Source organism: Stenotrophomonas sp. (assembly GCF_032099025.1).
Taxonomy (GTDB): domain Bacteria; phylum Pseudomonadota; class Gammaproteobacteria; order Xanthomonadales; family Xanthomonadaceae; genus Stenotrophomonas.
On sequence record NZ_DAMCID010000018.1, the window covers coordinates 1 to 26098 of the forward strand.

At 68.2% G+C, this 26098-nt stretch carries 24 protein-coding genes; 16 read left to right on the forward strand and 8 right to left on the reverse strand.

Going from position 1 to position 26098, the window contains the following annotated elements:
* The first annotated feature begins 472 nt into the window (after nt 1-472).
* From rpmB to RT456_RS13395, 8 genes are all read left to right on the forward strand, one after another.
* On the forward strand, nt 473-709 hold the full coding sequence (gene rpmB, locus RT456_RS13360) for a 50S ribosomal protein L28 (RefSeq protein WP_313347422.1): 237 nt from the start codon (nt 473-475) through the stop codon (nt 707-709).
* Nucleotides 710-719: 10 nt separating this feature from the next.
* Nucleotides 720-887 carry a 50S ribosomal protein L33 gene (gene rpmG, locus RT456_RS13365; RefSeq protein ID WP_170272460.1) on the forward strand — a complete coding sequence of 56 codons (168 nt, stop codon included), beginning with the start codon at nt 720-722 and terminating at the stop codon, nt 885-887.
* 120 nt (nt 888-1007) lie between these two features.
* Nucleotides 1008-2426, forward strand: coding sequence for a cardiolipin synthase (gene cls, locus RT456_RS13370; RefSeq protein WP_313347423.1), 1419 nt, complete (start codon nt 1008-1010; stop codon nt 2424-2426).
* 21 nt (nt 2427-2447) lie between these two features.
* Complete coding sequence (locus tag RT456_RS13375; RefSeq protein WP_313347425.1) at nt 2448-3857, forward strand: FAD/NAD(P)-binding protein; 1410 nt, start codon at nt 2448-2450, stop codon at nt 3855-3857.
* Between the two features lie 86 nt (nt 3858-3943).
* Nucleotides 3944-4906 carry a subclass B3 metallo-beta-lactamase gene (bla, locus tag RT456_RS13380; protein ID WP_313347426.1) on the forward strand — a complete coding sequence of 321 codons (963 nt, stop codon included), beginning with the start codon at nt 3944-3946 and terminating at the stop codon, nt 4904-4906.
* Between the two features lie 34 nt (nt 4907-4940).
* Complete coding sequence (gene uvrD, locus RT456_RS13385) at nt 4941-7133, forward strand: DNA helicase II (RefSeq protein ID WP_313347428.1); 2193 nt, start codon at nt 4941-4943, stop codon at nt 7131-7133.
* A gap of 59 nt (nt 7134-7192) precedes the next feature.
* On the forward strand, nt 7193-7453 hold the full coding sequence (locus RT456_RS13390) for a phosphotyrosine protein phosphatase (RefSeq protein WP_313347429.1): 261 nt from the start codon (nt 7193-7195) through the stop codon (nt 7451-7453).
* A 92-nt stretch (nt 7454-7545) separates the two neighbouring features.
* Nucleotides 7546-8100, forward strand: coding sequence for a hypothetical protein (locus tag RT456_RS13395; RefSeq protein ID WP_313347431.1), 555 nt, complete (start codon nt 7546-7548; stop codon nt 8098-8100).
* A 169-nt stretch (nt 8101-8269) separates the two neighbouring features.
* Here RT456_RS13395 and rtcR read toward each other — a convergent pair whose 3' ends face one another.
* The gene (rtcR, locus tag RT456_RS13400; protein ID WP_313347433.1) at nt 8270-9865 is read right to left on the reverse strand and encodes an RNA repair transcriptional activator RtcR; all 1596 of its coding nucleotides are present in this window, start codon (nt 9863-9865) and stop codon (nt 8270-8272) included.
* A gap of 30 nt (nt 9866-9895) precedes the next feature.
* Nucleotides 9896-10165 (reverse strand): hypothetical protein, encoded by a 270-nt coding sequence (locus RT456_RS13405; protein WP_313347435.1) that lies wholly within the window; start codon nt 10163-10165, stop codon nt 9896-9898.
* On the opposite strand from RT456_RS13405, the gene RT456_RS13410 reads away from it, so the two are divergent.
* From RT456_RS13410 to RT456_RS13430, 5 genes are all read left to right on the forward strand, one after another.
* Nucleotides 10164-11393, forward strand: a complete 1230-nt coding sequence (locus tag RT456_RS13410; RefSeq protein ID WP_313347437.1) for an RtcB family protein — start codon at nt 10164-10166, stop codon at nt 11391-11393. The two genes, RT456_RS13405 and RT456_RS13410, sit on opposite strands and share 2 nt — an antisense overlap.
* Nucleotides 11394-11452: 59 nt before the next feature.
* A complete protein-coding gene (gene rtcA / locus RT456_RS13415) occupies nt 11453-12469 on the forward strand; it encodes an RNA 3'-terminal phosphate cyclase (protein WP_313347439.1) in 1017 nt (338 codons plus the stop codon).
* Nucleotides 12470-12622: 153 nt separating this feature from the next.
* Nucleotides 12623-12889: a hypothetical protein gene (locus RT456_RS13420; RefSeq protein WP_313347441.1), complete on the forward strand. Its 267-nt coding sequence runs from the start codon at nt 12623-12625 to the stop codon at nt 12887-12889.
* A gap of 211 nt (nt 12890-13100) precedes the next feature.
* Complete coding sequence (locus tag RT456_RS13425; protein WP_313347443.1) at nt 13101-16025, forward strand: hypothetical protein; 2925 nt, start codon at nt 13101-13103, stop codon at nt 16023-16025.
* 111 nt (nt 16026-16136) lie between these two features.
* Nucleotides 16137-16583, forward strand: coding sequence for a universal stress protein (locus tag RT456_RS13430; RefSeq protein ID WP_313347445.1), 447 nt, complete (start codon nt 16137-16139; stop codon nt 16581-16583).
* Between the two features lie 18 nt (nt 16584-16601).
* On the opposite strand, the gene RT456_RS13435 is transcribed toward RT456_RS13430, so the two are convergent.
* Both RT456_RS13435 and RT456_RS13440 read right to left on the reverse strand, forming a co-directional pair.
* The gene (locus RT456_RS13435) at nt 16602-16841 is read right to left on the reverse strand and encodes a hypothetical protein (RefSeq protein WP_313347447.1); all 240 of its coding nucleotides are present in this window, start codon (nt 16839-16841) and stop codon (nt 16602-16604) included.
* A gap of 2 nt (nt 16842-16843) precedes the next feature.
* Nucleotides 16844-17122: a DUF2782 domain-containing protein gene (locus tag RT456_RS13440; RefSeq protein WP_313347449.1), complete on the reverse strand. Its 279-nt coding sequence runs from the start codon at nt 17120-17122 to the stop codon at nt 16844-16846.
* A gap of 97 nt (nt 17123-17219) precedes the next feature.
* Here RT456_RS13440 and polA point away from each other — a divergent pair, with 97 nt between their 5' ends.
* The 3 genes from polA to RT456_RS13455 all read left to right on the forward strand — a co-directional run bounded on the left by polA (nt 17220) and on the right by RT456_RS13455 (nt 21480).
* The gene (gene polA, locus RT456_RS13445; protein WP_313347451.1) at nt 17220-19991 is read left to right on the forward strand and encodes a DNA polymerase I; all 2772 of its coding nucleotides are present in this window, start codon (nt 17220-17222) and stop codon (nt 19989-19991) included.
* 367 nt (nt 19992-20358) lie between these two features.
* Nucleotides 20359-20841 carry a YetF domain-containing protein gene (locus RT456_RS13450; protein ID WP_313347453.1) on the forward strand — a complete coding sequence of 161 codons (483 nt, stop codon included), beginning with the start codon at nt 20359-20361 and terminating at the stop codon, nt 20839-20841.
* A 120-nt stretch (nt 20842-20961) separates the two neighbouring features.
* Entirely contained in the window at nt 20962-21480 is a 519-nt protein-coding gene (locus RT456_RS13455; RefSeq protein WP_313347455.1) for a hypothetical protein, read from the forward strand.
* Between the two features lie 16 nt (nt 21481-21496).
* Here RT456_RS13455 and hemF read toward each other — a convergent pair whose 3' ends face one another.
* From hemF to RT456_RS13475, 4 genes are all read right to left on the reverse strand, one after another.
* Entirely contained in the window at nt 21497-22393 is an 897-nt protein-coding gene (gene hemF, locus RT456_RS13460; RefSeq protein ID WP_313347457.1) for an oxygen-dependent coproporphyrinogen oxidase, read from the reverse strand.
* 66 nt (nt 22394-22459) lie between these two features.
* Nucleotides 22460-23062, reverse strand: coding sequence for a hypothetical protein (locus RT456_RS13465; RefSeq protein ID WP_313347459.1), 603 nt, complete (start codon nt 23060-23062; stop codon nt 22460-22462).
* Between the two features lie 33 nt (nt 23063-23095).
* Nucleotides 23096-23515 carry an NUDIX domain-containing protein gene (locus RT456_RS13470; RefSeq protein ID WP_313347461.1) on the reverse strand — a complete coding sequence of 140 codons (420 nt, stop codon included), beginning with the start codon at nt 23513-23515 and terminating at the stop codon, nt 23096-23098.
* Nucleotides 23512-25878 carry a S9 family peptidase gene (locus tag RT456_RS13475; protein WP_313347464.1) on the reverse strand — a complete coding sequence of 789 codons (2367 nt, stop codon included), beginning with the start codon at nt 25876-25878 and terminating at the stop codon, nt 23512-23514. The genes RT456_RS13470 and RT456_RS13475 overlap by 4 nt, the downstream gene beginning before the upstream one ends.
* Nucleotides 25879-26098 lie beyond the last annotated feature (220 nt).

The following is a 26098-nucleotide window of genomic DNA, read 5'->3' on the forward strand; positions in this document are numbered from 1 at the left end:
CGCCGCAAGGGCATGGCGGCCCCGCACTCGCCCCACCGGCGTTGCACCGTGCTCCCCGCTTTTCCATCGCCAACCGCAGGCAGAGCCCCGTCGCGGCCGGTAGGTCCCTGGCAAAGTAAAGGAGGAGGCGGCGGCGCATGCCGACGCCGGGGGACATTTGCATAGGGGCCTGCCGGCCGCGGCGGGGCCCTCAACGCTCGCGATGAAGTTGAACGAAGATCGTGACCGCGCCTGTCTTCGCAGCACCACTATTCAGGTTCCGCCTGTGGATAACCCCTTGCCTTGCGGGTGCCACACGTGCATAATGCGCGGCTCGCTGTGTCCGGATTTGTCCGGATCGGCGGCCGGGAACACGTCATCCGGCCTGCCCTCGACAGCGTAACCCTTTGATTCTCATGACGTGTGGCGGGAAACCGTCGAGGCCGCCGTCGCCCGGGCTATGGGCCGACACTTACTTTCATCGAGGTGCGCAATGTCCCGCGTATGCCAAGTTTCCGGCAAGCGAGTGCAGACGGGTAACAACGTCTCGCACGCCAACAACAAGACCCGTCGTCGTTTCCTGCCCAACCTCCACGAGCGCCGCTTCTGGGTTGCCAGCGAAAACCGCTGGGTCAAGCTTCGTGTTTCCGCGCATGCACTGCGCACCATCGACAAGAACGGCATCGAGTCCGTTCTGGCTGAGCTGCGTGCGCGCGGCGAAAAGGTCTGAGGAGTAGACGATCATGGCAGGCAAGCGCGATAAGGTCCGTATGATTTCGACCGCCGGTACCGGTCACTTCTACACGACCGACAAGAACAAGAAGAACACCCCCGGGAAGATGGAATTCTCGAAGTACGATCCGGTCGTGCGCAAGCACGTCCCGTACAAGGAAGGCAAGATCAAGTAATCCCTCACCGGATTGCTCGATGCCAACGAAGAACCCGCCTCATGGCGGGTTTTTTGTTGCCTGCGCGGCCGTGCACGGCGCCCATGGCAGAATGGGTGACACCTCCTGCCGGGCGACGCGATGCTGTTCGAATGGCTGCTGGGTTCATGGCTGTTGCTGCTGGACTGGCTGATCCGGCTGGCCGCGCTGTTCTGGATTCCCACCCGGACCACCCCGGGTGCCGCGCGCAGCTGGCTGCTGCTCGTGGGCTTCGTGCCGCTGCTGGGGTTGCCGTTGTACCTGCTGTTTGGCCACCCCTGGTTGTCGCGCCAGCGCGTGCAGCGCCAGGCCGAGGCCTCCCAGGTGATCCGTGAGGAACAGGCGCTGCAGCCGCCGCTGCGCTGGACGCCACTGCCCGACACCGCCACCGCCGAGATGGTGCCGCTGATTGAACGGCAGGGCGATTTCATGCCGGTGCACGGCAACGCGGTCGAGCTGCTGGCGGATTACGACGCGTCGCTGCAGACGCTGGTCGAGGACATCGACCAGGCTTGCGAGCGCGTGCACCTGCTGTATTACCTGATGTTCGACGACGCCGTCGGCGAGGCCATCGTCCAGGCGCTGCAGCGCGCCGCCGCGCGCGGCGTGCATTGCCGCGTGCTGCTCGATGCGGTGGGCGCCAAGCGCGGCCTGCGCCGCTACCGCCACCGCCTGCAGGCGCTGGGCGTGGACGTGCGCGCGATGCTGCCCGGTGGCCTGCGCTGGCGTCGCAGCGGGCGCATGGACCTGCGCAACCACCGCAAGATCGCCGTGATCGACAATCGCGTGGGCTACATCGGCTCGCAGAACCTGGCCCAGGCCGGGTTCGTGCCGGGCTTTCCCAACCGTGAGCTGGTGGCCCGCGTGCGCGGTCCCGCCGTGGCGCACCTGGAGGCGGTGTTCGCCAGCGACTGGTACATGGAAACCGGCCAGCGCCTGGAGGTGATGACCGTCGAGCCGGTGTGCGCCGATGACGTGCCCATCCAGCTGCTGCCCAGCGGTCCGGCGTATCCCTTCAGCAACGCGCGTGACGCAGTGAATGCGTTGATCCACCTCGCACGCCGGCGCATCGTGCTGGTCACGCCGTACTTCGTGCCCGACGAAGCCACGCTCAGCGCGCTGCGCATCGCCGCGCTGTCCGGCGTGCAGGTGCAGCTGATCCTGTCGGCCAGCAGCAACCAGCGCCTCACCGCGTGGGCACAGGAGGCGTACTACGACGAGCTGCTGCGCAGCGGCGTGCGCATCGCGCTGTACGAGCCGCATTTCCTGCATGCCAAGCACCTCACCGTGGACGAGGACATCGCGTTGGTGGGCTCGATCAACCTGGATATCCGCTCGTTCGCGCTCAATGCCGAAATCGGCATGCTCTGCTACGACCGGGGATTGGTGCGACAGCTCATCCAGATTGAAGACGACTACCTGCGGCAGTCGCGCCAGCTGGACCTGAAGGCGTGGCGGGAACGCGCGGCATGGCGGCGCAGCCGTGAAGGCATCGCGCGCCTGGCCGATGCGCTGATGTAGCGCACAGGACGCGGCGCGGCCATGACCTACAATCAGGGCATGACCGACTCCGAATCCATGTTCCAGGCCGACCTGGCCATCGTCGGCGGTGGCGCGGCCGGTGCGCTGGTGGCGCTCAACGCGCTGCGCAGCGCCACCTCGGCCGTGCAGATCGTGCTGTTCGAACCCGCCTCCACCCTGGCCCAGGGCATTGCCTACGCCACGCCGTGGCCGGAACACCTGCTCAACGTGCCGGCCGGCAAGATGAGTGCCCTGCCGGAATCGCCCGCCGACTTCGTGGACTACCTGCTCGCGGCCGACGCCGTGCCGGGCATGCCGCGTGAGGCGCTGGCCGACGCCTACCTGCCTCGCCGCCAGTATGCCGCGTACCTGCAGCAGCGCCTTGCCGATGCCGAAGCGCAGAGCCCGGCGCAGTTGCGCGTGGTGCACGCGGCCGTGATGGCGCTGGTGCCCGCCGCGGCGCGGCAGCACCTGCGGCTGGCCGACGGCGGCGAGTGGCAGGCGCGGCAGGTGGTGCTGGCATGCGGCAACAGCATGCGCCCGCTGCCTGCGCCCGGCGCCGAAGCGTTGCCGCCTGGGCGGGTGGTGGACGCATGGGACTACGACGGCGTGCGCATGCTCGCTGGCGAGGGCGACCTGGCCATCGTCGGCTCGGGCCTGAGCATGGCCGACAGCGTGGTGGCACTGGCCAACGCCGGGCACCGTGGCCGCATCCATGTGATCTCACGGCATGCGCTGCTGCCGCTGCCGCATGCCCACGCCGGCGTCGCCGGCTTCGATCCGCAGCCGCTGCTGGGCCTGCCGTTGCGGGCCCGCATGCGCGCGCTGCGCGGGCATGTACGCGATGCGGCGGCACTGGGCGTGCCGTGGCAGGGTGTGATGGACCGCATCCGACCGCTGGGGCAGGCGCTCTGGCAGGGGCTGGATGATGTCGACCAGCGCCGCTTTCTGCGCCATGTGGTGCGCTACTGGGACGTGCACCGCCACCGCATCGCCGAAACGGTGCACGCGCAACTGGCGGCGCTGGAGCAGTCCGGCCAGCTGCAGCGGCACCGTGCGCGGCTGGGTACGGTGCTGGTGCTCGATGGCACCCTGCAGCTGCACGCGCAGGGGCCGCACGGTGGCATGGACCCGTTGCGCGTGGGCGCGGTGATCAACGCCACGGGCGTGGAAACCCGCGCGCTGGCCATGCGCAACCCATTGCTGCAGCAACTGCTGGCCGACGGCTACGCGCGTCCCGGCCCGCACGGCCTGGGCCTGGACAGCGACGCTGTCGGCCACCTGTTCAACGCGCAGGGCCAGCCGCAGCCGGGCGTCCAGGTGGTCGGCAGTCTGCGCATCGGCACGCTGTGGGAAAGCCTGGCCATTCCCGAACTGCGCGTGCAGGCCCAGCAGGCGGCGGCAGGCGCGCTGCCCACGGTGCAGGCATAACGCCGGCTCATGCCTGCACTTCGTAATTCGCGTTGGTAGGGCAATCCTCACCGCCTTAGGCTCCTGTCACGACCACGGAGACACAGATGCCCATTTCCCGCGCGACGCCTGCCCTTCATGTCCACCGCGTCTGCGCACTGGCCGCCGCACTGCTGCTGGCTGCGTGCCAGTCGGCGACCGCCGGCGCCACGGTGGGCACCGCAGCGCCTGCCAGCGCCACCAATGCCGTGGCCGCGTGCCCGGCGAACGCCACGGCGATGGACGGCTGGAACGATCGGGCCCCACCGCGCCGCATCTTCGGCAACACCTGGTACGTGGGCACCTGCGGGCTGTCGGCAGTGCTGGTGACGTCGGACCAGGGGCATGTGCTGATCGATGGCGCCACCGAACCGGCCGGTCCGCTGATCCTGGCCAACATCCGTGCACTGGGTTTCGATCCCCACGATGTGAAGGTCCTGCTCAACTCGCATGAGCATTACGACCATGCCGCCGGCCTGGCCTACCTCCAGCGCATGACCGGTGCGCCGCTGCTGGCGCGCGGGCCGGGCGCATCCACCCTGCGCACCGGCAGGAGCGACCGCAGCGACCCGCAGCAGCTCGAGCTGTTGGAGGGATTCCCCGCCGTCGCAACGGTGCAGGTCATCGCCGATGACGCCACCGTCCGGGTCGGGCCACTGGCGCTGACCGCGCATGCCACGCCCGGCCATACCCCGGGCGGCACCAGCTGGACCTGGCGTTCCTGCGAGGCCGATCGCTGCTACGACCTCGCCTACACCGACAGCATCAGCGCCATTTCGGACGCCCAGTACCGCTATGCCGACCACCCCGACGCCGTGGCCGCATTCCGCCGCGGCCTGGACACGCTGGCCTCGCTGCCCTGTGATATCCAGATCTCCCCGCACCCGGCCGCCAGCGACCTGTTCGCCCGCCTGCGCGGAGACCCGGGCACGCCCTTGGTGGACCCCGGGCGATGCCAGCGCTACGCGCAGACGGGCAGGGCCAATCTGGACGCCCGCCTGGCCGACGAGGCGGCCGGTCGCAAACCCTGACGCAGCGATGGCGCGGAGGGCGTAAAATGGGCGGATGGATGTCTCCCACTTGCTCGACGGGCTCAACCCCGCCCAGCGCGAAGCTGTGTCCGCCCCGCCCGGCCACCATCTGGTGCTTGCCGGTGCCGGTTCCGGCAAGACCCGCGTACTTATCCACCGCATCGCCTGGCTGAACGAGGTCTGCGGTGTGCCGACCCATGGCATTTTCGCGGTGACCTTCACCAACAAGGCCGCCGGCGAGATGCGCCACCGCATCGACCTGCAGCTGGCGCAGGGCAGCCGCGGCGCGTGGATCGGCACCTTCCACGGCCTGGCCCACCGTCTGCTGCGCCTGCACTACCAGGAGGCCAAGCTGCCCGACAGCTTCCAGGTCCTGGACGCCGACGACCAGCTGCGGCTGGTCAAGCGCGTGGTGCAGCAGCTGGAGATCGACGACAGCAAGCATCCGCCCAAGCAGATTGCCTGGTGGATCAACGAGCAGAAGGACGAGGGCCGCCGCCCGCAGCACATCCAGCCCGAGCCGCACGATGCGTGGCTGGAGACAATGCGCCAGGCATATGCGGCCTACCAGGAGCGCTGCGACCGCGCCGGCCTGGTCGACTTCGCCGAGCTGCTGCTGCGCGCCCATGAGCTGCTGCGCGACAACCCCGCGCTGCTGGCCCATTACCGCTCGCGCTTCCGCGAAATCCTGGTGGACGAGTTCCAGGACACCAACGCCATCCAGTACGCCTTCGTGCGCGTGCTGGCCGGCGACAGCGGGCACGTGTTCGTGGTCGGTGACGATGACCAGGCCATCTACGGCTGGCGCGGTGCCAAGGTCGAGAACGTGCAGCGCTTCCTGAAGGATTTCCCGGGCGCGCAGACCGTGCGCCTGGAGCAGAACTACCGCTCCAGCGCCAACATCCTCGGCGCGGCCAACGCGGTGATTTCGCACAACCCCGACCGCATCGGCAAGGAGCTGTGGACCGACAGCGGCGACGGCGAGCAGATCGATCTGTACGCGGCCTACAACGAGATGGACGAGGCGCGTTACGTGGTCGAGCGCACCCGCCAGTGGGTGCGCGATGGCGGCAGCTACGGCGATGCCGCGGTGCTCTACCGCAGCAACGCGCAGTCGCGCGCCTTCGAAGAAGCGCTGATCTCCGAGCAGGTGCCCTACCGCGTATACGGCGGCATGCGCTTCTTCGAGCGGGCGGAAATCAAGGACGCGCTCGCCTACCTGCGGCTGATGACCAACCGCAACGATGACGCCGCGTTCGAACGCGCGGTCAACACGCCCACCCGTGGCATCGGCGACCGCACGCTGGACGAAGTGCGCCGTCTGGCGCGCCACCAGGCGATCTCGCTGTGGGAAGCCACCATGCTGACCACGCAGGGCAACGAACTGGCCGCCCGCGCGCGCAACGCGCTGGCCGGGTTCCTGACCCTGGTCAACCAGCTGCACGCCGAAGCCGGCGAGATGACCCTGGCCGAACGCATCGACCACGTGCTGGTGCGGTCGGGCCTGCGTGAGCACTGGTCCAAGGAAAGCCGCAACGCGCTCGATTCCGAATCGCGCGCGGACAACCTGGACGAACTGGTCTCGGTGGCTTCGCGCTTCACCCGCCGCGAAGACGACATCGAAGAGACCGGCGAGACCATGAGCGAGCTGGTCGCCTTCCTGTCCTACGCCTCGCTGGAGGCGGGCGAAGGCCAGGCCCAGGCGGGCGAGGAGGGCGTGCAGCTGATGACCCTGCATTCGGCCAAAGGCCTGGAGTTCCCGCTGGTGTTCCTGGCCGGCATGGAAGACGGGCTGTTCCCGAGCGCGCGTTCCCTGGAGGAAAGCGGGCGCCTGGAGGAAGAGCGCCGCCTGGCCTACGTGGGCATCACCCGCGCGCGCCAGAAGCTGGTGCTCAGCTATGCGGAGTCGCGCCGCATCCACGGCCAGGAAAACTACAACGTGCCATCGCGGTTCCTGCGCGAGATTCCGCGTGAACTGCTCAACGAAGTGCGCCCGAAGGTGCAGGTCTCGCGCACGGCGTCGCTGGGCGCGAACCGGGTGATGGGCCATGCCGCGATCGAGGCGCCGCCGCTCAAGCTGGGCGCGATGGTCACCCACGCGCGGTTTGGCGAGGGTATGGTCACCGACTACGAAGGCAGCGGCGCGCACGCGCGCGTGCAGGTGGAATTCGCCGAGGCCGGCAGCAAGTGGCTGGTGATGGCCTACGCCAACCTGACCGTGCTGTAACGGTGGCGCGACACGGATGATGCGCCACGTTCTCTTCGTCTGGTAGAGCCACGCCCTGCGTGGCTTCGCGGGGCCGAACGGGGCGCAGCCACGCAGGGCGTGGCTCTACCGACGCCGACGTCCCGGTCAGCCCGGAGCTGTTGCAGTGGGCGGACCTGATCTTCGTGATGGAGCGGGCGCACCGTACGCGGCTGTCCAGCCGCCACCGGAAATGGTTGAACGGCACGCGGGTGATCTGCCTGGACATCCCCGATGACTACGATTTCATGGCGCCGGCGCTCGTCGAGCTGCTGAAGAAAAAGGTAACGCCGCACCTGTAGGGCCACGCCCTGCGTGGCTGCGCGGTCTGCGGGCACCTCAGCCACGCAGGGCGTGGCTCTACAATCCATCCATCCATTTCCTGGTATTCCCCATGTCCAGCACCCCCGTCTCGATCACCGTCAAACTCAACGCCCACCTTCAGCCCGAGCACCGCCTGCAGCTGTTCGAAGATCCGCTCGACGCGATGCTGGAAGCGGCGGGCATCGGTGAAATCATGGGGGGCGGTACCGCGCTGTCCGACGAGGGTGAAGTGGAGTACGGCGATCTGGAGATCCAGCTGCACGACGGCGCCGCGCTGGCGCAGGTCATCGAGCTGCTCGAACAGCTCGGCGCACCCAAGGGCTCGCTGATCCAGCGCGTGGGCGAGGCCGACCTGCCGTTCGGCATCACCGAAGGGCTGGGTCTGTACCTTGACGGCGTGAACCTGCCGGATGAGGTGTACGAACAGTGCGATTCGAATTACGTGTTCGACCAGATCGTGGAGCGCATCGACGGCCATGGTGAAATCTGCAGCTGGTGGCAGGGACCGAGCGAGACGGCGCTGTATCTGTATGGCGCCTCGTTCGAGACCCTGCGCGAGCGCATTGCCGAGCTGCTGGCCACGTACCCGCTGTGCCAGGGCGCGCGCGTCGTTCAGATTGCCTGAGCCGCGGCGCGGCGCCGACCTGTAGTGCCGACCTGTAGTGCCGACTGTTAGTCGGCAACACGGCAACACGCCAACACGCCAACACGCCAACGCAGCAACGCCGCAAAAGCAGCCGACCAACAGTCGGCTCTACCGGCCAATCAAACGCAGATCAACGCCAAGCAGCCGACTAACAGTCGGCTCTACGGACGGTCTCCCAATCCAGCCCAAACCGGGCCAGATACTTGCGCAGGCGATCGGCATCGTTGGTGCTGGCGCGCTGCGTGCGTGACACCGCGAACAGCTCGCGCCCAGCTGCCGAAAGGCTCTTCGACGCCGCGCAGACGCGCACCACCTCTTCCAGCTGCACCCGATCAAAGCGGTCCAGCGTGGCCATATCCTCGCCCAGCAAGCCCTCCAGCAGCGACGGCGTCTCGCCCCCGGACCACTGCGTACGCAGCCGGCGGATCTCCTCCTCCACGCCCTCGGTCTGGATGCGCCCGGCGTTCGCCAACGTCGCCAGGCGCATCATCGATGCGCCCAGATCGCGGAAGTTGCCACTCCAGGCCGCGTCCGCGCTCGTGGCGAACGCCAGGTAGCGCGCGCGGGCCTCGGCGTTGAAGCGCACCTGCTGGTGCTGCTCGCGCGAGAACCGCTCCAGTTCAAAGGCCAGGTTGGGCTCGATGTCCTCGCGGCGCTGCGCCAGGCCCGGCAGCTGGTAGGTCCACAGGTTGAGTCGGGCGAGCAGGTCTTCGCGGAAGCGACCCTGTCGCACCGCCTCATGCAGGTCGCGGTTGGTGCCGGCAATGAGCTGGAAATCGCTCTCTACCTCGCGGTCACTGCCCACCGGAAGGAAGCGCTTGTCTTCCAGTGCGCGTAGCAGCATGGCCTGCTCGTCCTGGCCCAGCTCGCCGATCTCGTCCAGGAACAGCAGGCCCTGGTGCGCCGAACGCAGCAGGCCGGCACGGTCGCTGGAAGCACCGGTGTAGGCGCCCTTGGTGTGGCCGAACAACGTGCTCATCGCACCGTCGCCGCGCAGCGTGGCGCAGTTCACTTCCACGAAGCGACCGGGCAGTTGGTGCTTGAGCTTCTTCAGATCGAACACGCGCCGCGCCAGATGGCTCTTGCCTGCGCCGGTCGGCCCGGTGAGCAGCATCGGGGCGCGCGAGCGCGTGGCCACGATCTCGATCTGCTCGATCATGCGGTTGAACGCGTCGTTGCGCGTGGCGATGCCGCCCTTGAGCAGGTCGCGGTCCTGCAGCTGCTGTTGTGCGAAGCGCTGCGCGATGTGGTCGTAACGCGACAGGTCCAGGTCGATCAGCGCATAGGTGCCCGGATCGCCCACGGCCTGCTTGCGCGGTGGCGAGGTCTGCAGCAGCCGCCCGGGAAAGTGCCGGCTCTCGGTCAGCAGGAACCAGCAGATCTGGCTGACATGCGTGCCGGTGGTGATGTGGATGTAGTAGTCCTCCTCCTCCGGCGCGAAGGGATACGCGGCCAGGAAGTCATGCAGGCAGGCATATACGCCCTCGAACTCCCACGGGTCGGCCATGTAGGTGTCGTGCCGGCGGACCTCGGTGGCCGGCGCGACGCGTTCCAGGTCCTCGCGGACCAGCGCAGCCAGCTTGCCGAAGCGGCGCTCGTCCAGCAGCAGCTCGATGCGGTCCGGCACGAAATCCTCATGCATGCCCAACGCCACGGTCGGCCGCCATTTCTGCCACCGACCCGGGCCCTCACCCGCATCGAGCTGGATGCCGAGCATGCCGAACACCACCTGCCGCTTCTGCATGTATATCTCCATATAAATAGCGCTCCAAAACTATATCAATTTGATAGCCACGTCCTGCGGCATTGGTGTCGAAAAATTGAACAAATAAATATCAATCAATAGGTTGGGTGTTCCTGCAAGAAGTTGGCACGCCCATTGCTTTGTATACGGCAAGACACAACGAGCGCTGTTCCCGCCAGGGAGCTTCTCTTGTAAGGCGACAGGGATGTCGCAGGGATTGCCCGGCTGGCAATGGGGCCAGCCGGGCAGGGCCCACGCACAACGCTTCACCTCTTGATGGATAGACAGGACGTTCAACATGACCAACACCACCCACAACCACGACGTCATCCAAGAGCCGGGCGCTGTCCCGATCCGCCTGTGGACGCGCGGCGTGCCGCTGGAAGATGCCGCGCGTGAGCAGCTGCAGAACATCGCGCGCCTGCCGTTCATCCACCGCTGGATCGCGGTGATGCCCGACGTGCACCTCGGCAAGGGGGCCACGGTAGGCTCGGTCGTGCCGACCATCGGCGCGATCGTGCCGGCTGCCGTGGGCGTGGATATCGGCTGCGGCATGATCGCCGCGCGCACCACGCTGACCGCCAGCGACCTGCCCGACAACCTGTCGGCGCTGCGCAGCGCGATCGAGCGGGCGGTGCCGCATGGACGCACCGTCGGCCGTGGCCGCGACAAGGGCAGCTGGGACACCCCGCCGGAACTGGCCATTGATGGCTGGTCGCAGCTGGTGGACGACTTCGCGCTGATCTGCGAGCGCCACCCGAAGCTGAAGAACACCAACAACCTCAAGCACCTGGGAACGCTGGGCACCGGCAACCACTTCGTCGAGGTCTGCCTGGACCAGGAGCAGCGCGTGTGGTTCATGCTGCACTCGGGCTCGCGTGGCGTGGGCAACGCGATCGGCACCTACTTCATCGAACTGGCCAAGCAGGAAATGCGCCGCTGGATGATCAACCTGCCGGACCAGGACCTCGCGTACCTGCCGGAAGGCAGCATGCACTACGGCGACTATGTGTTCGCGGTGGACTGGGCGCAGCGCTTCGCGCGCTTGAACCGCGAGATCATGATGCGCAACGTGGTGGCGGCGGCGCGCACGGTGATCAACAAGCCGTTCGAGGCCGCGGCCGAGGCGGTCAACTGCCACCACAACTACGTCAGCCGCGAGCACCACTTCGGCAAGGACGTGTTCGTTACCCGCAAGGGCGCAGTGAGTGCGCGCAAGGGCGAACTGGGCATCATCCCGGGCAGCATGGGGGCCAAGAGCTTCATTGTGCGTGGCCTGGGCAATGCGGAAAGCTTCAACAGCTGCAGCCACGGCGCCGGCCGCGTGATGAGCCGTACCCAGGCGCGCAAGCTGATCAGCGTGGACGACCACGCCAAGGCCACCGCGCACGTGGAGTGCCGCAAGGATGCCGAGGTGGTCGACGAGTCTCCGGCGGCCTACAAGTCGATCGAAGCGGTGATGGAGGCGCAGCGCGACCTGGTGGAGATCGTCCACACCCTGCGCCAGGTCGTCTGCGTAAAGGGATGAGGTTGGCCGCGCGCGGCGTACACTGCGCCGCGCGCGGGGGGAAGGAAAAGGACAGAACCATGGACATGATCGAACTGGATGGAACCGAAGGCGGCGGCCAGCTGCTGCGTTCGGCGTTGACGCTCAGCCTGTGCACCGGCACCGGCTTCAGCATGGGCAATATCCGTGGCCGTCGTCGTCGCCCCGGCCTGATGCGCCAGCACCTCACCGCCGTCACTGCTGCCGCGAGGATCGGCGGTGCCCACGTGCACGGTGCATCCCTGGGCGCGACCGCGCTGCGTTTCGAACCCGGCACGGTGCAGGGCGGTGACTACCATTTCGCCACCGGCAGCGCGGGCTCGGCGACGCTGGTATTGCAGACGCTGCTGCCGGCCCTGTGGCAGGCGGCCACGCCGTCAACGCTGCGCCTGGAAGGCGGCACCCACAATCCGCTCGCGCCCAGTGCGGACTTCATCGCCGATGCCTACCTGCCCGCGCTGGCGCGGATGGGCGTGCAGGTCGGCTTTACGCTGGAGCAGCATGGCTTCCACCCTGCCGGCGGTGGCGTGCTCGACGTGCAGGTCACTCCCTGCGCGACGTTGCAGCCCTGCGCGTTCAACGCTCGCGGTGGCCTGGCGTCGGTCGAGGCCAAGGTGCTGATGTCCGGCCTGTCGGGCAGCATCGGCCAGCGCGAGCTGCAGGTGCTGGCCGATCGTCTGGGCGTGGACCCGCATCCGCGCCACGTGCACAGCGTGCGTCCTGCACTGGGCCCGGGCAACGTGGCGCTTGTGCAGGTGCGCCACGATGCCCATGTGGAAGTCTTCAGCGGCCATGGCGAGCGTGGCGTGTCGGCCGAACAGGTCGGCGCGCGCCTGGCCGATGAGGTGCAGCGTTACCTGCGCGGCGACGGCTGCGTGGCCGAGCACCTCTCCGACCAGCTGCTGCTGCCGATGGCACTCGCCGGCGCCGGCAGCTTCACCACCGCCACGATCAGCGAGCATCTGGTCAGCAACGCGCGGCTGATCGAAAAGTTCCTGCCGGTCGAGTTCGACTGGGTACCGGCCGGGCAGGGCTGGCAGGTCCAGCTCACGCGTTGAACCTGCGCCGGCCGGGACTTTCCCGTGCCGGCGCCCGCCATTCGCTCCCGGCGTCCCCCGACTCATACCGGATTTCACACGCTTCGTCGCGTGCGGCTTGTGCGACCCCGGCCACGCGCCCAGAGTCTGGCGCTGTCTGCTGGGAGCACGCGCATGAACAAGGGAATCCCGTACCTGTTGACTGCACTGGTCGCGCTGACGCTGTCGGCGGGCTGGGCGGCGCCGGTGATGGCCTTGTTCGAACGTGCGGCGGCATGCCTGGGCGCGGGCGGCAGCGTTGACCTGCTGCGGCTGCGCTGCACGCCACCGACCGGCGTGCTGGGCAGCTGGGAGATGTGGACGGCCGCCGTCGTGATCGCCCTCGTCATCTTGCCGGTTGCGACATCGCGGGTACGGCGATCCCGCCAGCTGCGACCGTAGGCGCCCGCAACGCGCCCTCCAGCGACCGGGGAGGGACGGCCTGCGGCAGTGGCGGCCGCGCGGGTTTGCAACCAGTCCGAGGTCTGCAGGGCAGGGCTGGCTGGTAGTGTCCGTGCCCCATCAATCAGGCACGCCAAAATTGATAAGCAGCATCGAACACAGGAGAGCGTCGCTGCCGTGTCTTCCACACCCAGGTGACGACAGCACTGCCTTGCACGACACACCGCCCAGTGTGGTGATATCCGACGTGCGCAATGCGGCCTCGACAAAGCGACCGAGCCTGGACTTCACCGGCTGCAAGGCGACGCCCTGGCAGGGCGCGGGCAGCCAGAAGGCGGTCGTGGTCATGCGCGGCGAGGACGCGTGGCGGGTCAAGGCAACCGCCGACGGTCGCAGCAGCGCAATGGAAGTCACCTCGGGAAAGCTGTTCCAGCTCACCGGCCTGCTGGCGCCGGATACCGAGCTGGTGGAGCCGCTCGCCGGCCTGCCCACGTCGGGCGACGGCGTGGGGTCGCGCTACGACCCGGGTTTCCAGGATCTGGGCGATTTCCTTGCGAGCGACGCGGCCGTGGCCGCCGTGGCCGAGGCGACACCATCATCGCGACGGTCGTATGTGGCGCTGCAGGCGCAGCACGCCGGGGCCATCACGGCCAATGCCACGCTGCTGCACCACGCGGGCGTCGAATGGTGGGCCCTGGGCGAGGCCGACGCCGCCCTGCACGCGGCCAACGACCGCCTGCGCTTTGACGCACTGGAGGCGATGAACGGCATGCTGCCCGAGGCCATGCGCTGCGAGCAGCTGCGCCACTACATCGCGTCGCGTTGGCTGGACAACTGGGACCATCTCAATTATCGGCTGGAAAACTTCGGGTACACCGAACGCGACGGCCAGCACGTGGGGATGTCGCTGGACTTCGGTTCCTGCGGACCGCTGGGCTTCCGGAGTCTGCACACCGGCCAGATGCTGCCCAAGCAGCTCAGTGGCGAGGTGGCCATCCTGCAGCGGCCCGGGTCGTTGTTTCCGATCCCACCGGCGTTTACCGACGGTGTGGCGCGGTTCGATGCATTGAACGACGATCCCGGTGCGCTGCATGACACCACCCGCTGGCCCTACGGTTTCCAGTCGGAAAGCATCGCCGCAATGTTCCGGCCACCGGTGGCGCCCACGCCCGGCGTTGCCGACACCCTGGCCGAGATGGGCTACCGCCTGTCGCTGTTGCCGGCAGCCGCCATTGCGACGGTGCTGGAGCGGCACTGGCCGGCTCCAGCCGATGCTGACGCATCGGCGTGGCCGGACGCGGCGACCATGACCCAACGCATGGTCGCCCGGCGCGACGCCATGCTGGCGCGCTTCGATCCAGCCCAGATGTCAGCCTGGATGCAGGCCGATCCAGCGCGCGCCGGGCGTGTCTGCCGCGAGGTCAGCGACGCCCTCCAGGCGGTCCTCGGATCGGGCACCGACACAGTGGAAGACGTCCGGCGTACCTACGCCGCCCTGCTGCAAGCGGCGCCCACCGCGCAGCCCGCGTCTGCACCGGCTGCCGCCATCAACGGCGCCTGCCCGGAAATCCAGTGCCTGCAGGCGCTGCACGACGCGTTGGAGCAGCTGGATCGCGCGTGGGAGGACGGGCGCCCGTCGCTGATCCGCGCCGCCGCCGCTGCACTGGTGGCACCGGTGGTGCATGAACCCATGCAGCGCATGCTGCGGCGGGGTCCGGGCCGCGCACCGCGCACCCTGGAGGCGTTCCTGGCCAACCATGCTTGGCTGATGGTCATGGACCGCCTGGTCGACGCCGGTCAGCTGCCGGCTGCGGACGTGGCCGCGCTGTTGCTGACACCCACCCCTGAGGCAGCCTACCCGCCGAACGTGGCCGCCTGGTCGGAGCGGCATCCGCAGCTGGGGATCGCCTTCATCCAGCTGATGGACACGCTGATAGCGCATGGCGTGCCTGCCCGGCAGCTGCGCACCGAACTGCTGACCGCCAAGCATCCGGGCACGCCCGGTTACTACGCCGAGGTGCTGCGCAACAGCGCCTCGCGCGGCTGGGTCGAGCGCCTGCAGCACAGCGGGCTGTGGCCGGATGCAGACGACCTGCAGGTGAAATCGCTGCGCTCGCGCGCTGCCTTTGCGGCGCGCAGCCACCTGCCGGGCGGGCGCGCCAGCATTGCCCAGCCCCGCCTTGCCCACGAGCAGCAACACATGGCCCTGAAGCCCTTGGTCGCAACGCTGCGCCAGGCCTATGCCCCGGAGCGGCTGGTCGCGCTGGAGCTGGATTGGCTGCGGCAGGAAGCCATCGCATCGGTGGGGCTGATCCACCGCGACGAACGCGATGCACTGTCCAGGCAGGTCACGCAGGCGGTCGAGACCGCGTGGGCCCAGGCATTGAAGAAGCACGGCCTGCCGCGCGACCCGGTCCCGGCCGAATTGATGGAGGCCCAGCAGCGTGAGGCCGGCAACCGCTACGAACGCGACATGTGGGCGCTGCGCCAGGACGATGCCGAACGGCTCATCGCGCGGGCCGGGCAGGTATACCGTGACGCGGTCCTGGCCGACCCGGCGCTGTCCGCCGAGGCGCGCCACACCTTGTTCACCGCGGCCGTCCACACGGCGGTGACCGCGGTGCAGGCGATGGTGTCCGATGCCGCGCGGGCCGGCCCACCGGAGGTTGACGTACCGGCGCTGGGCGACCAGGTCCGGCGCCGCGCGCAGGCGCTGACCATGGCACAACGCACCGTGCAGAGGGAGGCGGGCAAGCGCGCTGAACGCGGTGCCTCTGCCGAGGCGGCCCGGCGCACGGACGACGAGGTCAAACGCGCCGCGCGCGCGGCGGCCGACCAGCTGCAGCGCAGCGCGGCATTGCTGGCGTTCCAGAAGACGACGGAACAGGCCCGCGCATCCACCCGGGCACGGGTCACCCAGGAGGCCGAGGCCCGCGCCGCACGGGTCGGCGAGGCCAAGACCGAGCGCATCGCCCAGCGCCTGACCAGCCTGAAAAACTTCAGGCAGGGCTTGGAGATGGACAACGAGATCAGCGCGCGCCTGGCGCGGTTGCGCACGCCGGTGCAGCAGGCATCGGCCGTGCGGGGGGCCCAGTTCCTGGATGACAAAGGACAACCCCGCGTTGCCTACCGCTGACGGCTGACGGCTGACGGCTGGCGCGGACCGGTACCGATTGATCACGCTCAAGGCATCGCCTGCACGGCAGGTGTGCAATGGTGACCCCGACTATCCACCAAGGAGCCCGCCATGTACAAGCGCATCCTGATTGCCACCGATGGTTCCGAGCTGTCCGAAAAGGGCCTGCTCAAGGGCCTGGAACTGGCCCGCGACCTCAACGCCGAGATCGATATCGTCACCGTCTCCGAGCCGTGGGCGGTGGGCATGTACGACGCCATGGGCTGGAGCGTGGGCTACATGAACAGCCCCGAGTACAAAGCCGACCGGGAAGAGACCGCACAGAAGGTGCTGGCCCCGGCCAAGGCCGCCTGCGAGGCGCAGGGGCTGCGCGCCGCCACCGTGCACGTGCTGGACCGCTATGCCGCCGACGGCATCATCGACACGGCTGTCGAGCGAAACAGCGACCTGATCGTGATGACCTCGCACGGGCGCCGCGGCATGACCCGCGTCCTGCTCGGCAGCCAGACCGCCGAAGTACTGGCACGCAGCACCGTACCGGTGCTGGTCATCCGGTAGCGCCGGCCAGCGGCCGCATTACGGGCGCAGCTTCAATGTCTGCGATTCATCCAGGCTGCCATCGGGCTGCAGCACCACATAGCGCTCGCCGCTGCGGTCGAACAGCACCGGCACCGGGTCGCGGAACAGCGGCCGGCGCACGAAGCGCAGTTCCCAGCCAAAATGCTCCAGCGTGTCCACGGCCTGGCGCTGCTCGGGGGTCAGCCCCGCACGCAGGGCGGCGGGGTCGGGTGGCTGGCGGCGTTCAGGCGTACTCACACTCACCAGCTGTAGAGCTTCCAGTACACCGGGGACACGCCATCCTTGTCGTTGTCCATGCGCCCGTCGCCATCGCTGTCGTACATGTAGTACGGCGCGCCGCGCGAGGGGCTCACCTTGACCATGCGCAGCTGGCCGCCGACCCGGAACTCTTCGATGGTGTCGCCATTGTCCAGCACGCGCTTGGACACATCGGCGCCACTCACATCCACCGGGCCCGCACCGCCACCGGTAGCGCATCCGGCCAGCACGAGCAGGCCAGCCAGCAACAGAGTCTTCATGGGCCGTGGTTCCTGGGTCAGGGGGGCGTTGATTATGCCCCATGGTCCGTGACGTCGGCGCCGAGAATGGCCGTGGCCGGGCGCGTAGAATCGTCGCATGAGCCGATTAGTCCTGATTGACGGGTCCAGTTACCTGTACCGCGCGTTCCACGCGCTTCCGCCGCTGACCAATGCCGCCGGTGAACCCACCGGTGCACTGTTTGGCGTGGTCAACATGCTGCGCGCCACCCTGAAAGAGCGTCCCGAGTACGTGGCGTTCGTGGTCGATGCGCCCGGCAAGACCTTCCGCGACGACCTGTATGCCGACTACAAGGCCAACCGCCCGCCGATGCCCGACGACCTGCGCCCGCAGGTCGAGCCGATGTGTCGCATTGTCGAGGCGCTCGGCCTGAGCATCCTGCGCATTCCCGGCGTGGAGGCCGACGATGTGATCGGCACGCTGGCGCTGCAGGGGCACCGCGACGGGATGACGGTGACCATCTCCACCGGCGACAAGGACTTCGCGCAACTGGTGCGCCCCGGCATCGAGCTGGTCAACACCATGACGGGCAGCCGCATGGACTCGGACGCGGCGGTGATGGAGAAGTTCGGCGTGCGCGCCGACCAGATCGTGGACCTGCTGGCGTTGATGGGCGACACCGTGGACAACGTGCCCGGTGTGGAGAAGTGCGGCCCCAAGACGGCGGCCAAGTGGCTGGCCGACTACCAGACCCTGGACGGGGTGATGGCCGCCGCGCCGGGCATGAAGGGCAAGATCGGCGAAAACCTGCGCGCTGCGCTCGAGCGCCTGCCGCTCAACCGCGAGCTGGTCACCATCCGTACCGATGTGGCGCTGGAGTCCAGCCCGCAGACCCTGGCCCTGCGCGATCCGGACGTGCCCGCCCTCGGTGAGCTGTACCTGCGCTATGGCTTCACCCAGGCGCTGAAGGAGCTGGGAGGGCCGGTCCCGGCACCGGCAGGCGCCAGCGACGCCCCGGTGAGCCTGCGCGGCACCGCCGCCGGGTACGCCCGTTCCCCGTCGGAGGACGGGGCGGTGGCGATCGACCCGGCGCTGTCCGCGCCCGGCGAGTACGAGATGGTGCTGACCACCGAACAGCTCGACGCCTGGGTGCAGCGGCTGGCCGAGGCCGAGCTGATCTCATTCGATACCGAGACCGACGCGCTGGACGCCATGCGCGCCAACCTGGTGGGCATCAGCCTGGCGGTCGAGCCGGGCCGGGCCGCCTACATCCCGGTCGGCCACGATTACCCGGGCGCGCCGGCCCAGCTGCCCCGCCAGCAGGTGCTCGATGCGCTGCGCCCGGCCCTGGAAGACCCGCGCAAGAAGAAGCTCGGCCAGCACGGCAAGTACGACCTGCACGTGCTGCGACGGCATGGCGTGGACCTGCAGGGCTACCACGACGACACCATGCTCGAGAGCTTCGTGCTCAATTCCACCGCCACGCGCCATGACATGGACTCGCTGGCGATGCGCTACCTGGGCTACACCACGGTCAAGTTCGAGGAGGTGGCCGGCAAGGGCGCCAAGCAGATCTCGTTCTCGCAGGTGGGCCTGGACGAGGCCTGCCGCTACGCCGCCGAAGATGCCGATGTCACCCTGCGCCTGCATCACGCGCTGCAGCCGCAGCTGCTGGCGACGCCCTCGCTGGACAGGGTCTACCGCGAGATCGAAATGCCGCTGGTGCCGGTGCTGGCGCGGATCGAGTCCAACGGCGTGCACATCGACATGACCGAGCTGCGCCGACAGAGCCAGGACCTGGGCGTGCGCATGCTGGCCGCCCAGCAGAAGGCCACTGAACTGGCCGGGCACACCTTCAACCTGGATTCGCCCAAGCAGCTGCAGGCGGTGCTGTTCGACGAACTGAAGCTGCCGGCGCTGGTGAAGACCCCCAAGGGCCAGCCCAGCACCAACGAAGAGGCCCTGGAGGCGATTGCCGAACAGCATGAGCTGCCCCGGGTGATCCTGGAGTACCGGGGCCTGGCCAAGCTGCGCAGCACCTACACCGACAAGCTGCCGGAGATGGTCAACCCGGACACCGGCCGCGTTCACACCAGCTACCACCAGTCCGGCGCGGCCACCGGCCGGCTGTCCTCGTCCGATCCGAACCTGCAGAACATCCCGATCCGCACCGAGGATGGCCGCCGCATCCGCCGCGCCTTCGTGGCCCCGGCAGGGCACAAGATCCTGGCCTGCGACTACTCGCAGATCGAGCTGCGGATCATGGCCCACCTGTCCGAGGACCCGGGCCTGGTGCGGGCCTTCGAGCAGGGCGTGGACGTCCACCGTGCCACGGCCGCCGAGGTGTTCAGCCGCGCGCTGGACGAGGTGACCCCGAACGAGCGCCGCGCCGCCAAGGCCATCAACTTCGGCCTGATGTACGGCATGAGCGCGTTCGGCCTGGCGCGCAACCTGGGCATCGACCGGGGCCAGGCGCAGGACTACGTGGCGCTGTACTTCAGCCGCTACCCCGGGGTGCGCGATTTCATGGAGCGCATGCGCCAGCAGGCCCGCGACCAGGGCTACGTGGAGACCCTGGAAGGCCGCCGGCTGTACCTGAACGACATTCACGCCCGCAACCAGGGCCTGCGGGCCGGGGCCGAGCGGGCCGCCATCAACGCGCCCATGCAGGGCACGGCGGCGGACATCATCAAGCGCGCCATGGTGAAGGTGGACGACTGGCTGCAGGGCCAGGGCGGCCGCGCCCGCATGATTCTGCAGGTGCACGATGAACTGGTATTCGAAACCGAAAGCGAGTTTCTCGAGACCTTGCGCGCGCAGGTGGTGGAGTTGATGTCGTCTTCAGCCCAATTGCGCGTTCCGCTGGTGGTCGATGCGGGCGTCGGGGATAACTGGGATGAGGCACATTGAGACGTATTTCACGCCAAATTAGCTGAATTGGTTCATTGCAGGCACATAAACTGACTCGTGGATGAATGTTTCTGATTTCACTCGCGGATTAATTGGGCGCCTTCACGAACTATCAATGTTCGAGGTGCTTTTATAGACCCCGACAGGCGCAATGCCTGTTGTGGATCTCTCCCATCCCCTGGAGCAGATCTCGGAACGGGGGCTACTCCCCAAGCGCCCGTTCCCCGGCCCCGCTGACCTCCCCCTGGTCGGCGGGGCTTTTTATTTTGGGCTTCCTGCTTTCCCCCGGCACATCGGCGCCCCATTCCTTCTTGCCCCCTTCGCGCCCTCGCGCCCATGCTGCACGCCTACTCAACGGGGACGTTCCATGAGCGATCTGTTCGACCTGGCCATGCCGTGGTGGGAATTCATCCTGCGCGCGGTGGTGGTCTACGTGGTGGTGCTGGGCATGGTGCGGTTGTCCGGCAAGCGCGCACTGGGGCAGATCACTCCGTTCGATGTGCTGCTGATCGTCCTGCTGGGCAACGCGGTGCAGAACGCGCTGCTGGGCAAGGACACCTCGCTGGGCGGTGGCCTGCTGCTGGCCGCCACGCTGATCGGCATCAACTACGGCGTCGGCTGGCTGACCACGCGCAGCCGCCGCATCGAGTCGCTGGTCGAAGGCGAGCCGGTACTGATCGCGCGCGACGGCAAGCTGCTCGACTCGGTGCTGCGGCGGGAACTGGTCACCCCGGCCGACGTGGAGGCTGCGCTGCGTCAGCAGGGCTGCCTGCAGATCGGCGATGTCGCGCTGGCGGTGCTGGAAATCAACGGGCACATCACCATAGTGCCGAAGAAGTCGCAGACCTGAGAGGCCGCGTGAGCGGAAGCTGCAAGTGTCTGCATGGGTGAAGTGCTGCAATGAGCGTCCTGACGGGCGCCTGCTGTAGGTATCCGCTTCACAGAGACATCCCCCATGCCGCACTCAGGTTTGACCTTGATCCCCGCAGGCGCCTCCGCGATGTTCTCCCGGCCGACAACGCCTTCTCACTGGCAACGGGACCTGCCGCCGACGTACGAAGAGGCGACGGGGGAACCCCGCGTTCCCGGGCCGGCGGTGCGGGGCACGTCCAGCGGCATGCTGGAGGGCATCAGCAACACCACGCGGCTGTGGTCCCGCGACAGCGAACGCGCGCTCTCCAGGCCACTGCCCGCCTCCGGCGAACTGCCCAAGGTGGTCACAAAAGAACTGAAAGCACTGTTTGAACAGCGCCAACGCACGCAGCTCAAGCTGGACAAGGCACGCAACAGCCTGGAACGCATCGAGTGGGGGCTCGGATCGAGTGATCCGTTGCAGGTGATTGCGGCACGCGGCGCGCTGTTCGATGATGACGAGTCCTATACGCTGCACGCCGCGCAAGGCAATGTCCATTACTACGAAGCGAAGCAGGAGCAGCTGCTGATCGCGCACGTGCAGCGCATGACTCAGCTGGGCAGGCGCACGGGCTGACGCACCCGCGGGCGTTTCACACCCACTCCCGCGGCACCAGGTAATCGCCCAGCCGCGCTTCGGCGCTGCCGGGCTCGGGCTGGAAGCCGTATTCCCAGCGCACGCGCGGCGGCAGGCTCATCAGGATGCTCTCGCTGCGGCCACCACTCTGTAGGCCGAACAGCGTGCCGCGGTCGTAGACCAGGTTGAACTCCACGTAGCGGCCACGCCGGTACAGCTGGAACTCGCGCTCGCGTTCGCCGTACGGCGTGTCCTTGCGGCGCGCCACGATCGGCAGGTAGGCGTCGAGGAAGCCGTCGCCCACCGCACGCAGGTAGGCGAAGTCGCGCTCGAAGTCGCCGTGCAGGTCATCGAAGAACAGCCCGCCTACGCCACGGGTCTCGTTGCGGTGGCGCAGGAAGAAGTACTCGTCGCACCAGCGCTTGTGCGCGGCATGACGTTCCTCGCCGAACGGCGCACACAGGTCATGCGCCGTCTGGTGCCAGTGGCGCACATCCTCGTCGAACGGATAGAACGGGGTCAGGTCGAAGCCGCCACCGAACCACGACGCCACCTGCTCGCCATCGCGCTCGGCGCTGAAGTAGCGCACGTTGGCGTGGGTGGTGGGCAGGTAGGGGTTGAGGGGGTGGAACACCAGCGACACGCCGGTGGCGCGCCAGGAGGCGCCCGCCAGTTCCGGCCGGTTGGCCGACGCCGACGGCGGCAGGCGCGTGCCGGACACGTCGGAGAAGCCAATGCCGGCCTGCTCGAACACCGCGCCGTCGCGCAGGATGCGGGTGCGGCCGCCACCGCCTTCCGCGCGCTGCCACAGGTCTTCGGCAAAGCGGGCCTGGCCGTCGGCGGCCTCGATGGCCGCGCAGATGCGGTCCTGCAGGTCGGTCAGATAGCTGCGTACGCGGTCGAAATCGTTCATGGGGGTACTTTAGCGCAGGGGCAGCCACGCATGGCCTGGCGCTACGCAGCCAGGCACGGCCTCGCTCTACGGCTTGGCGAAGAGGCGCTGCACATCCGGGCGCAGCAGGCGCAGCACCAGCCAGGCGTGCAACGCGGCGAAGGCAAGCGAGGTGATGATCATCATGCCCGTGTAGATCACGCGTTGCATGAGCAGCTCGCGGTGCACCTGGGCCGCGTCGGCGGCGTCCACGTTGGGCGGCAGGTGCACCATCAGCAGGCGGAACACCTCGTCCACCACCCACGCGCCGGCAAAATTGAGCACGGCAGTGACCACCAGCAGCACGATGAACGTCCACAGCGCCCAGCGATACCGGCGCAGCAGGCCCCAGCTGGCAAGGGCACCGGCCACGCTGAGCACCGTCAGTGCGACATTCACCGCCACGGCGTGGCGACTGAACCAGCGCAGCGACGGCGGCATCCATGACAGGTCCGAGTCGTGCAGCAGGTCCTGCAGCCAGGCCGACTTGGACAGCACCACGGCCAGCACCACGCCGCCGGCCCAGCACACCGCCGAGAGGATGCAGATCACCAGCACGGACTTGGCCAGGGGGGCGAGGAAGGCCGGTGTGCCGTCGCCCTTCGGGCGCGGAACGGCATGGGGCAGCAGCGGGGGAAGCGTCGAAGACATCCGGTGTCCTGGGGGGAACGGGGGGGGGCGGCGTCAGCCCGTTGCGAGCGCGAGGGCGGCCGCGGGCAGGATATGGTCTTCGCTCAGTGGTGCCAAGCGACGCCCGTGCGGCGGTTGCATCGGCACCCAGGCCAGTTCGGCGATCTCGGCGCGCGCATCGGGCGTGCCCTGCACCTGCACCCACCAGGCCTGCGCATGTACGCGGCGGCCGGTTTCATGCACCGCCCAGTCGCTGAACGCGTCCAGCGGCACGGCGCTGGAAGGGTCCAGCGCCACGCCCAGTTCTTCCTCCAGCTCGCGCGCGAGCGCGGCCAGGGGTGCTTCGCCAGGCTCGGGCTTGCCGCCGGGCTGGATGAACACGTCCGAGCCGTGCTTGCGCACCACCAGCACGCGGTTCGCGCCATCGGTGATGACTGCGGCGACGATCCGTATCGGCGCCGCGTCGTGGCTCACTTCAGGTTTTCCTCGAACAGCTTGAGGATGCGCTTGTACTGGTCCAGCCAGGAATCGGCACGCACGTAGCCGTGGCGCTCCAGCGGGTAGGGCGCGATGCTCCAGTTGTCCTTGTGCAGCTCGATCAGCTTCTGGGTGAGGTTGACCGAGTCCTGGAAGAACACGTTGTCGTCCATCATCCCGTGCGCGATCAGCAGGTGGTCCTGCAGGCCGTCGGCGTATTCGATCGGCGAGGAGACGCGGTAGGCCTCCGGGTCGATGTCCGGGGTGTTGAGGATGTTGGCGGTGTAGCCGTGGTTGTACTGGTGCCAGTCGACCACCGGGCGCAGCGCGGCGCCGGCCTTGAACGTGCCCGGCGAGCGGAACAGGGCCATGAAGGTCATGAAGCCGCCGTAGGAGCCGCCGTAGATGCCGGCGTGGTCGCGGTCGCCCTGCTGGGTGGCCACCAGCCAGTCCAGGCCGTCCTTGTAGTCTTCCAGCTCGGGGTGGCCCATGTTGCGGTAGATCGCGGTGCGCCAGTCGCGGCCGTAGCCTTCGCTGCCGCGGTAGTCCATGTCCAGCACCACGTAGCCCTGCTGCACCAGCAGGTTGTGGAACATCTGCTCCCGGAAGTAGGCCGGGTAGCGCTGGTGCACGTTCTGCAGGTAGCCGGCACCGTGCACGAACATGGCGATCGGGTACTTCTTGCCCGGGTCCAGGGTCTCGGGGCCGTAGTACTTGGCCCACACCACGCCGGCGCCATGCTTGGACGGCACCTGCACCAGCTTGGGCTGGATCCACTGGCGCGCCTTGAAGGCGGCACTGCGGGTGTCGGTCAGCACCTTGGCCTGGCCACCGGCGGTGGGCACCACCGCCAGCTGGGCGGGCAGATAGGCGCCGGAGTAGCGCACCAGCAGCTGCTGGCCATCCGGGGACAGCGAGAAGTCCTCCACGCCGTTGAGCGAGGTCAGCTCACGCACCTGGCGCGAAGCGGTGTCCACCGCGCAGACCTCGTAGTCGCCCGGTGACTGCGGGTTGCACAGCACGTAGAAGCTGCGGCCATCGGCGCTGGGCACCGGCATCGAGGTTTCCCACTTGCCGCTGGTGATCGCCTGCGGCTTGGCGGTGCCCTGCTGGGTGTACAGGTGCGAATACCCCGATTCCTCCGACAGCAGCCACAGCGTGCGGTTGTCATTGGACCAGCCGAAATCGTTGAAGCCCCAGTTGATCCAGGCGGCGTCGGTCAGGCGGTGGCGGTTCTGCAGCTTCGCCTCGGTCGGGCTGACGCTGGCAATCCAGCGGTCCTTGTTGTCGTTGGCGCGCAGCATGATGGCCGCCTGCTGGCCATCGCTGCTCCAGCGCACGCCTGGCGCGCCGGGGCCGCCCAGCACCTGCACCGGGCGGTTGCCCTTCAGGGCGTCCTTGCCGGCGGCCTTGCGCAGCGCGGCCAGCGGGTCGGTGGCGATGCCCGGCAGGGTGTCCAGCGACAGCGGCTTGACCGTGCCGGTGACGGCGTCGACCAGCCACAGCGCGTTCGGCTCCGGATCATTGCGGCCAACGCGGGTACGGGTGTCTTCGAACTCCTCGTAACCGGACTCGGTCACGTACTTGGGCATCTTGCCGCCACGGCCTTCATCGAAGCTCTTCGGCTTGGTGACCACGATCAGGCTGCGGGTGTCGGGCGACAGCGCGCTGTCGACGATCTCGACGTCGGCACCCAGGTACACCGGACCGGGGGCGCGGCTGCTGTCGGCGCGGCGCCAGCTGGCTTCCTGCTCCTTCAGCGCATCGCGCTGGGCGCGGTCGTTGCGCAGCGTGGCCAGGGTGCGCAGCTGCTGGTCGCGCAGCACGTCGGCCTTCGGCGCGTCATCCGGGTTCTTCTCGGCCTTCAGGCTGGCCACCTGCTGCACGCCGGCGGCGGCGGTCCAGTGGAACCAGTTCTGGCCGGTACGCCAGATCACCCCGCCGTCGCGGGCGAAGGTGGCCGCGCTGGCCTTTTCGGTGCTGCGGGTCAGCTGGGTCAGCGCGCCGCTGCGCAGGTCGCGCAGGAACACGTCGCCGTTGCGCACGAACACCGCGCGCTGGCGGGCGCTGTCGTACACCGGGCTGTCCACGTCCAGGGTGCCGCGCTGGTCATCGGCGACCTGGCTGGCCACGCCGCCGTTGACCGGCTGGCGGAACGTATCGCGGACAGGGCTGCCGCTGCGCTTGAGCTGGTACTCCACCTGCTGGCTGTTCCACGACCACCAGGCGCTCTCGACCGGCGGACCGATCCAGTCCGGGTCGGCCATGGCCTGTTCGATGGTGATCGGCGTCGGTGCCGCGTGGGCCGTACCGCCAAGGGCGGCGAGCAGCAGCAGGGACAAGGGCAGCGTTCTGGGCATTGCGGGCAGCACCGTAAAGGAAAACCCGGCAAGCGTAGCAGCCGCAACGTTCTTCGGAGGGGGCCACAGGTCATGGGCTTCGCCCATGACCTGTGAATGGCATTCCAGCTAAACCCCGCGCCGTTGGCGCGCCCCCTTCAACATGAAGGGGGCTTTCCCCCAGGCGGAATCCGTAGCGCCACGCCCTGCGTGGCTGCCGTTGGCGGGCAACCCTCAACGA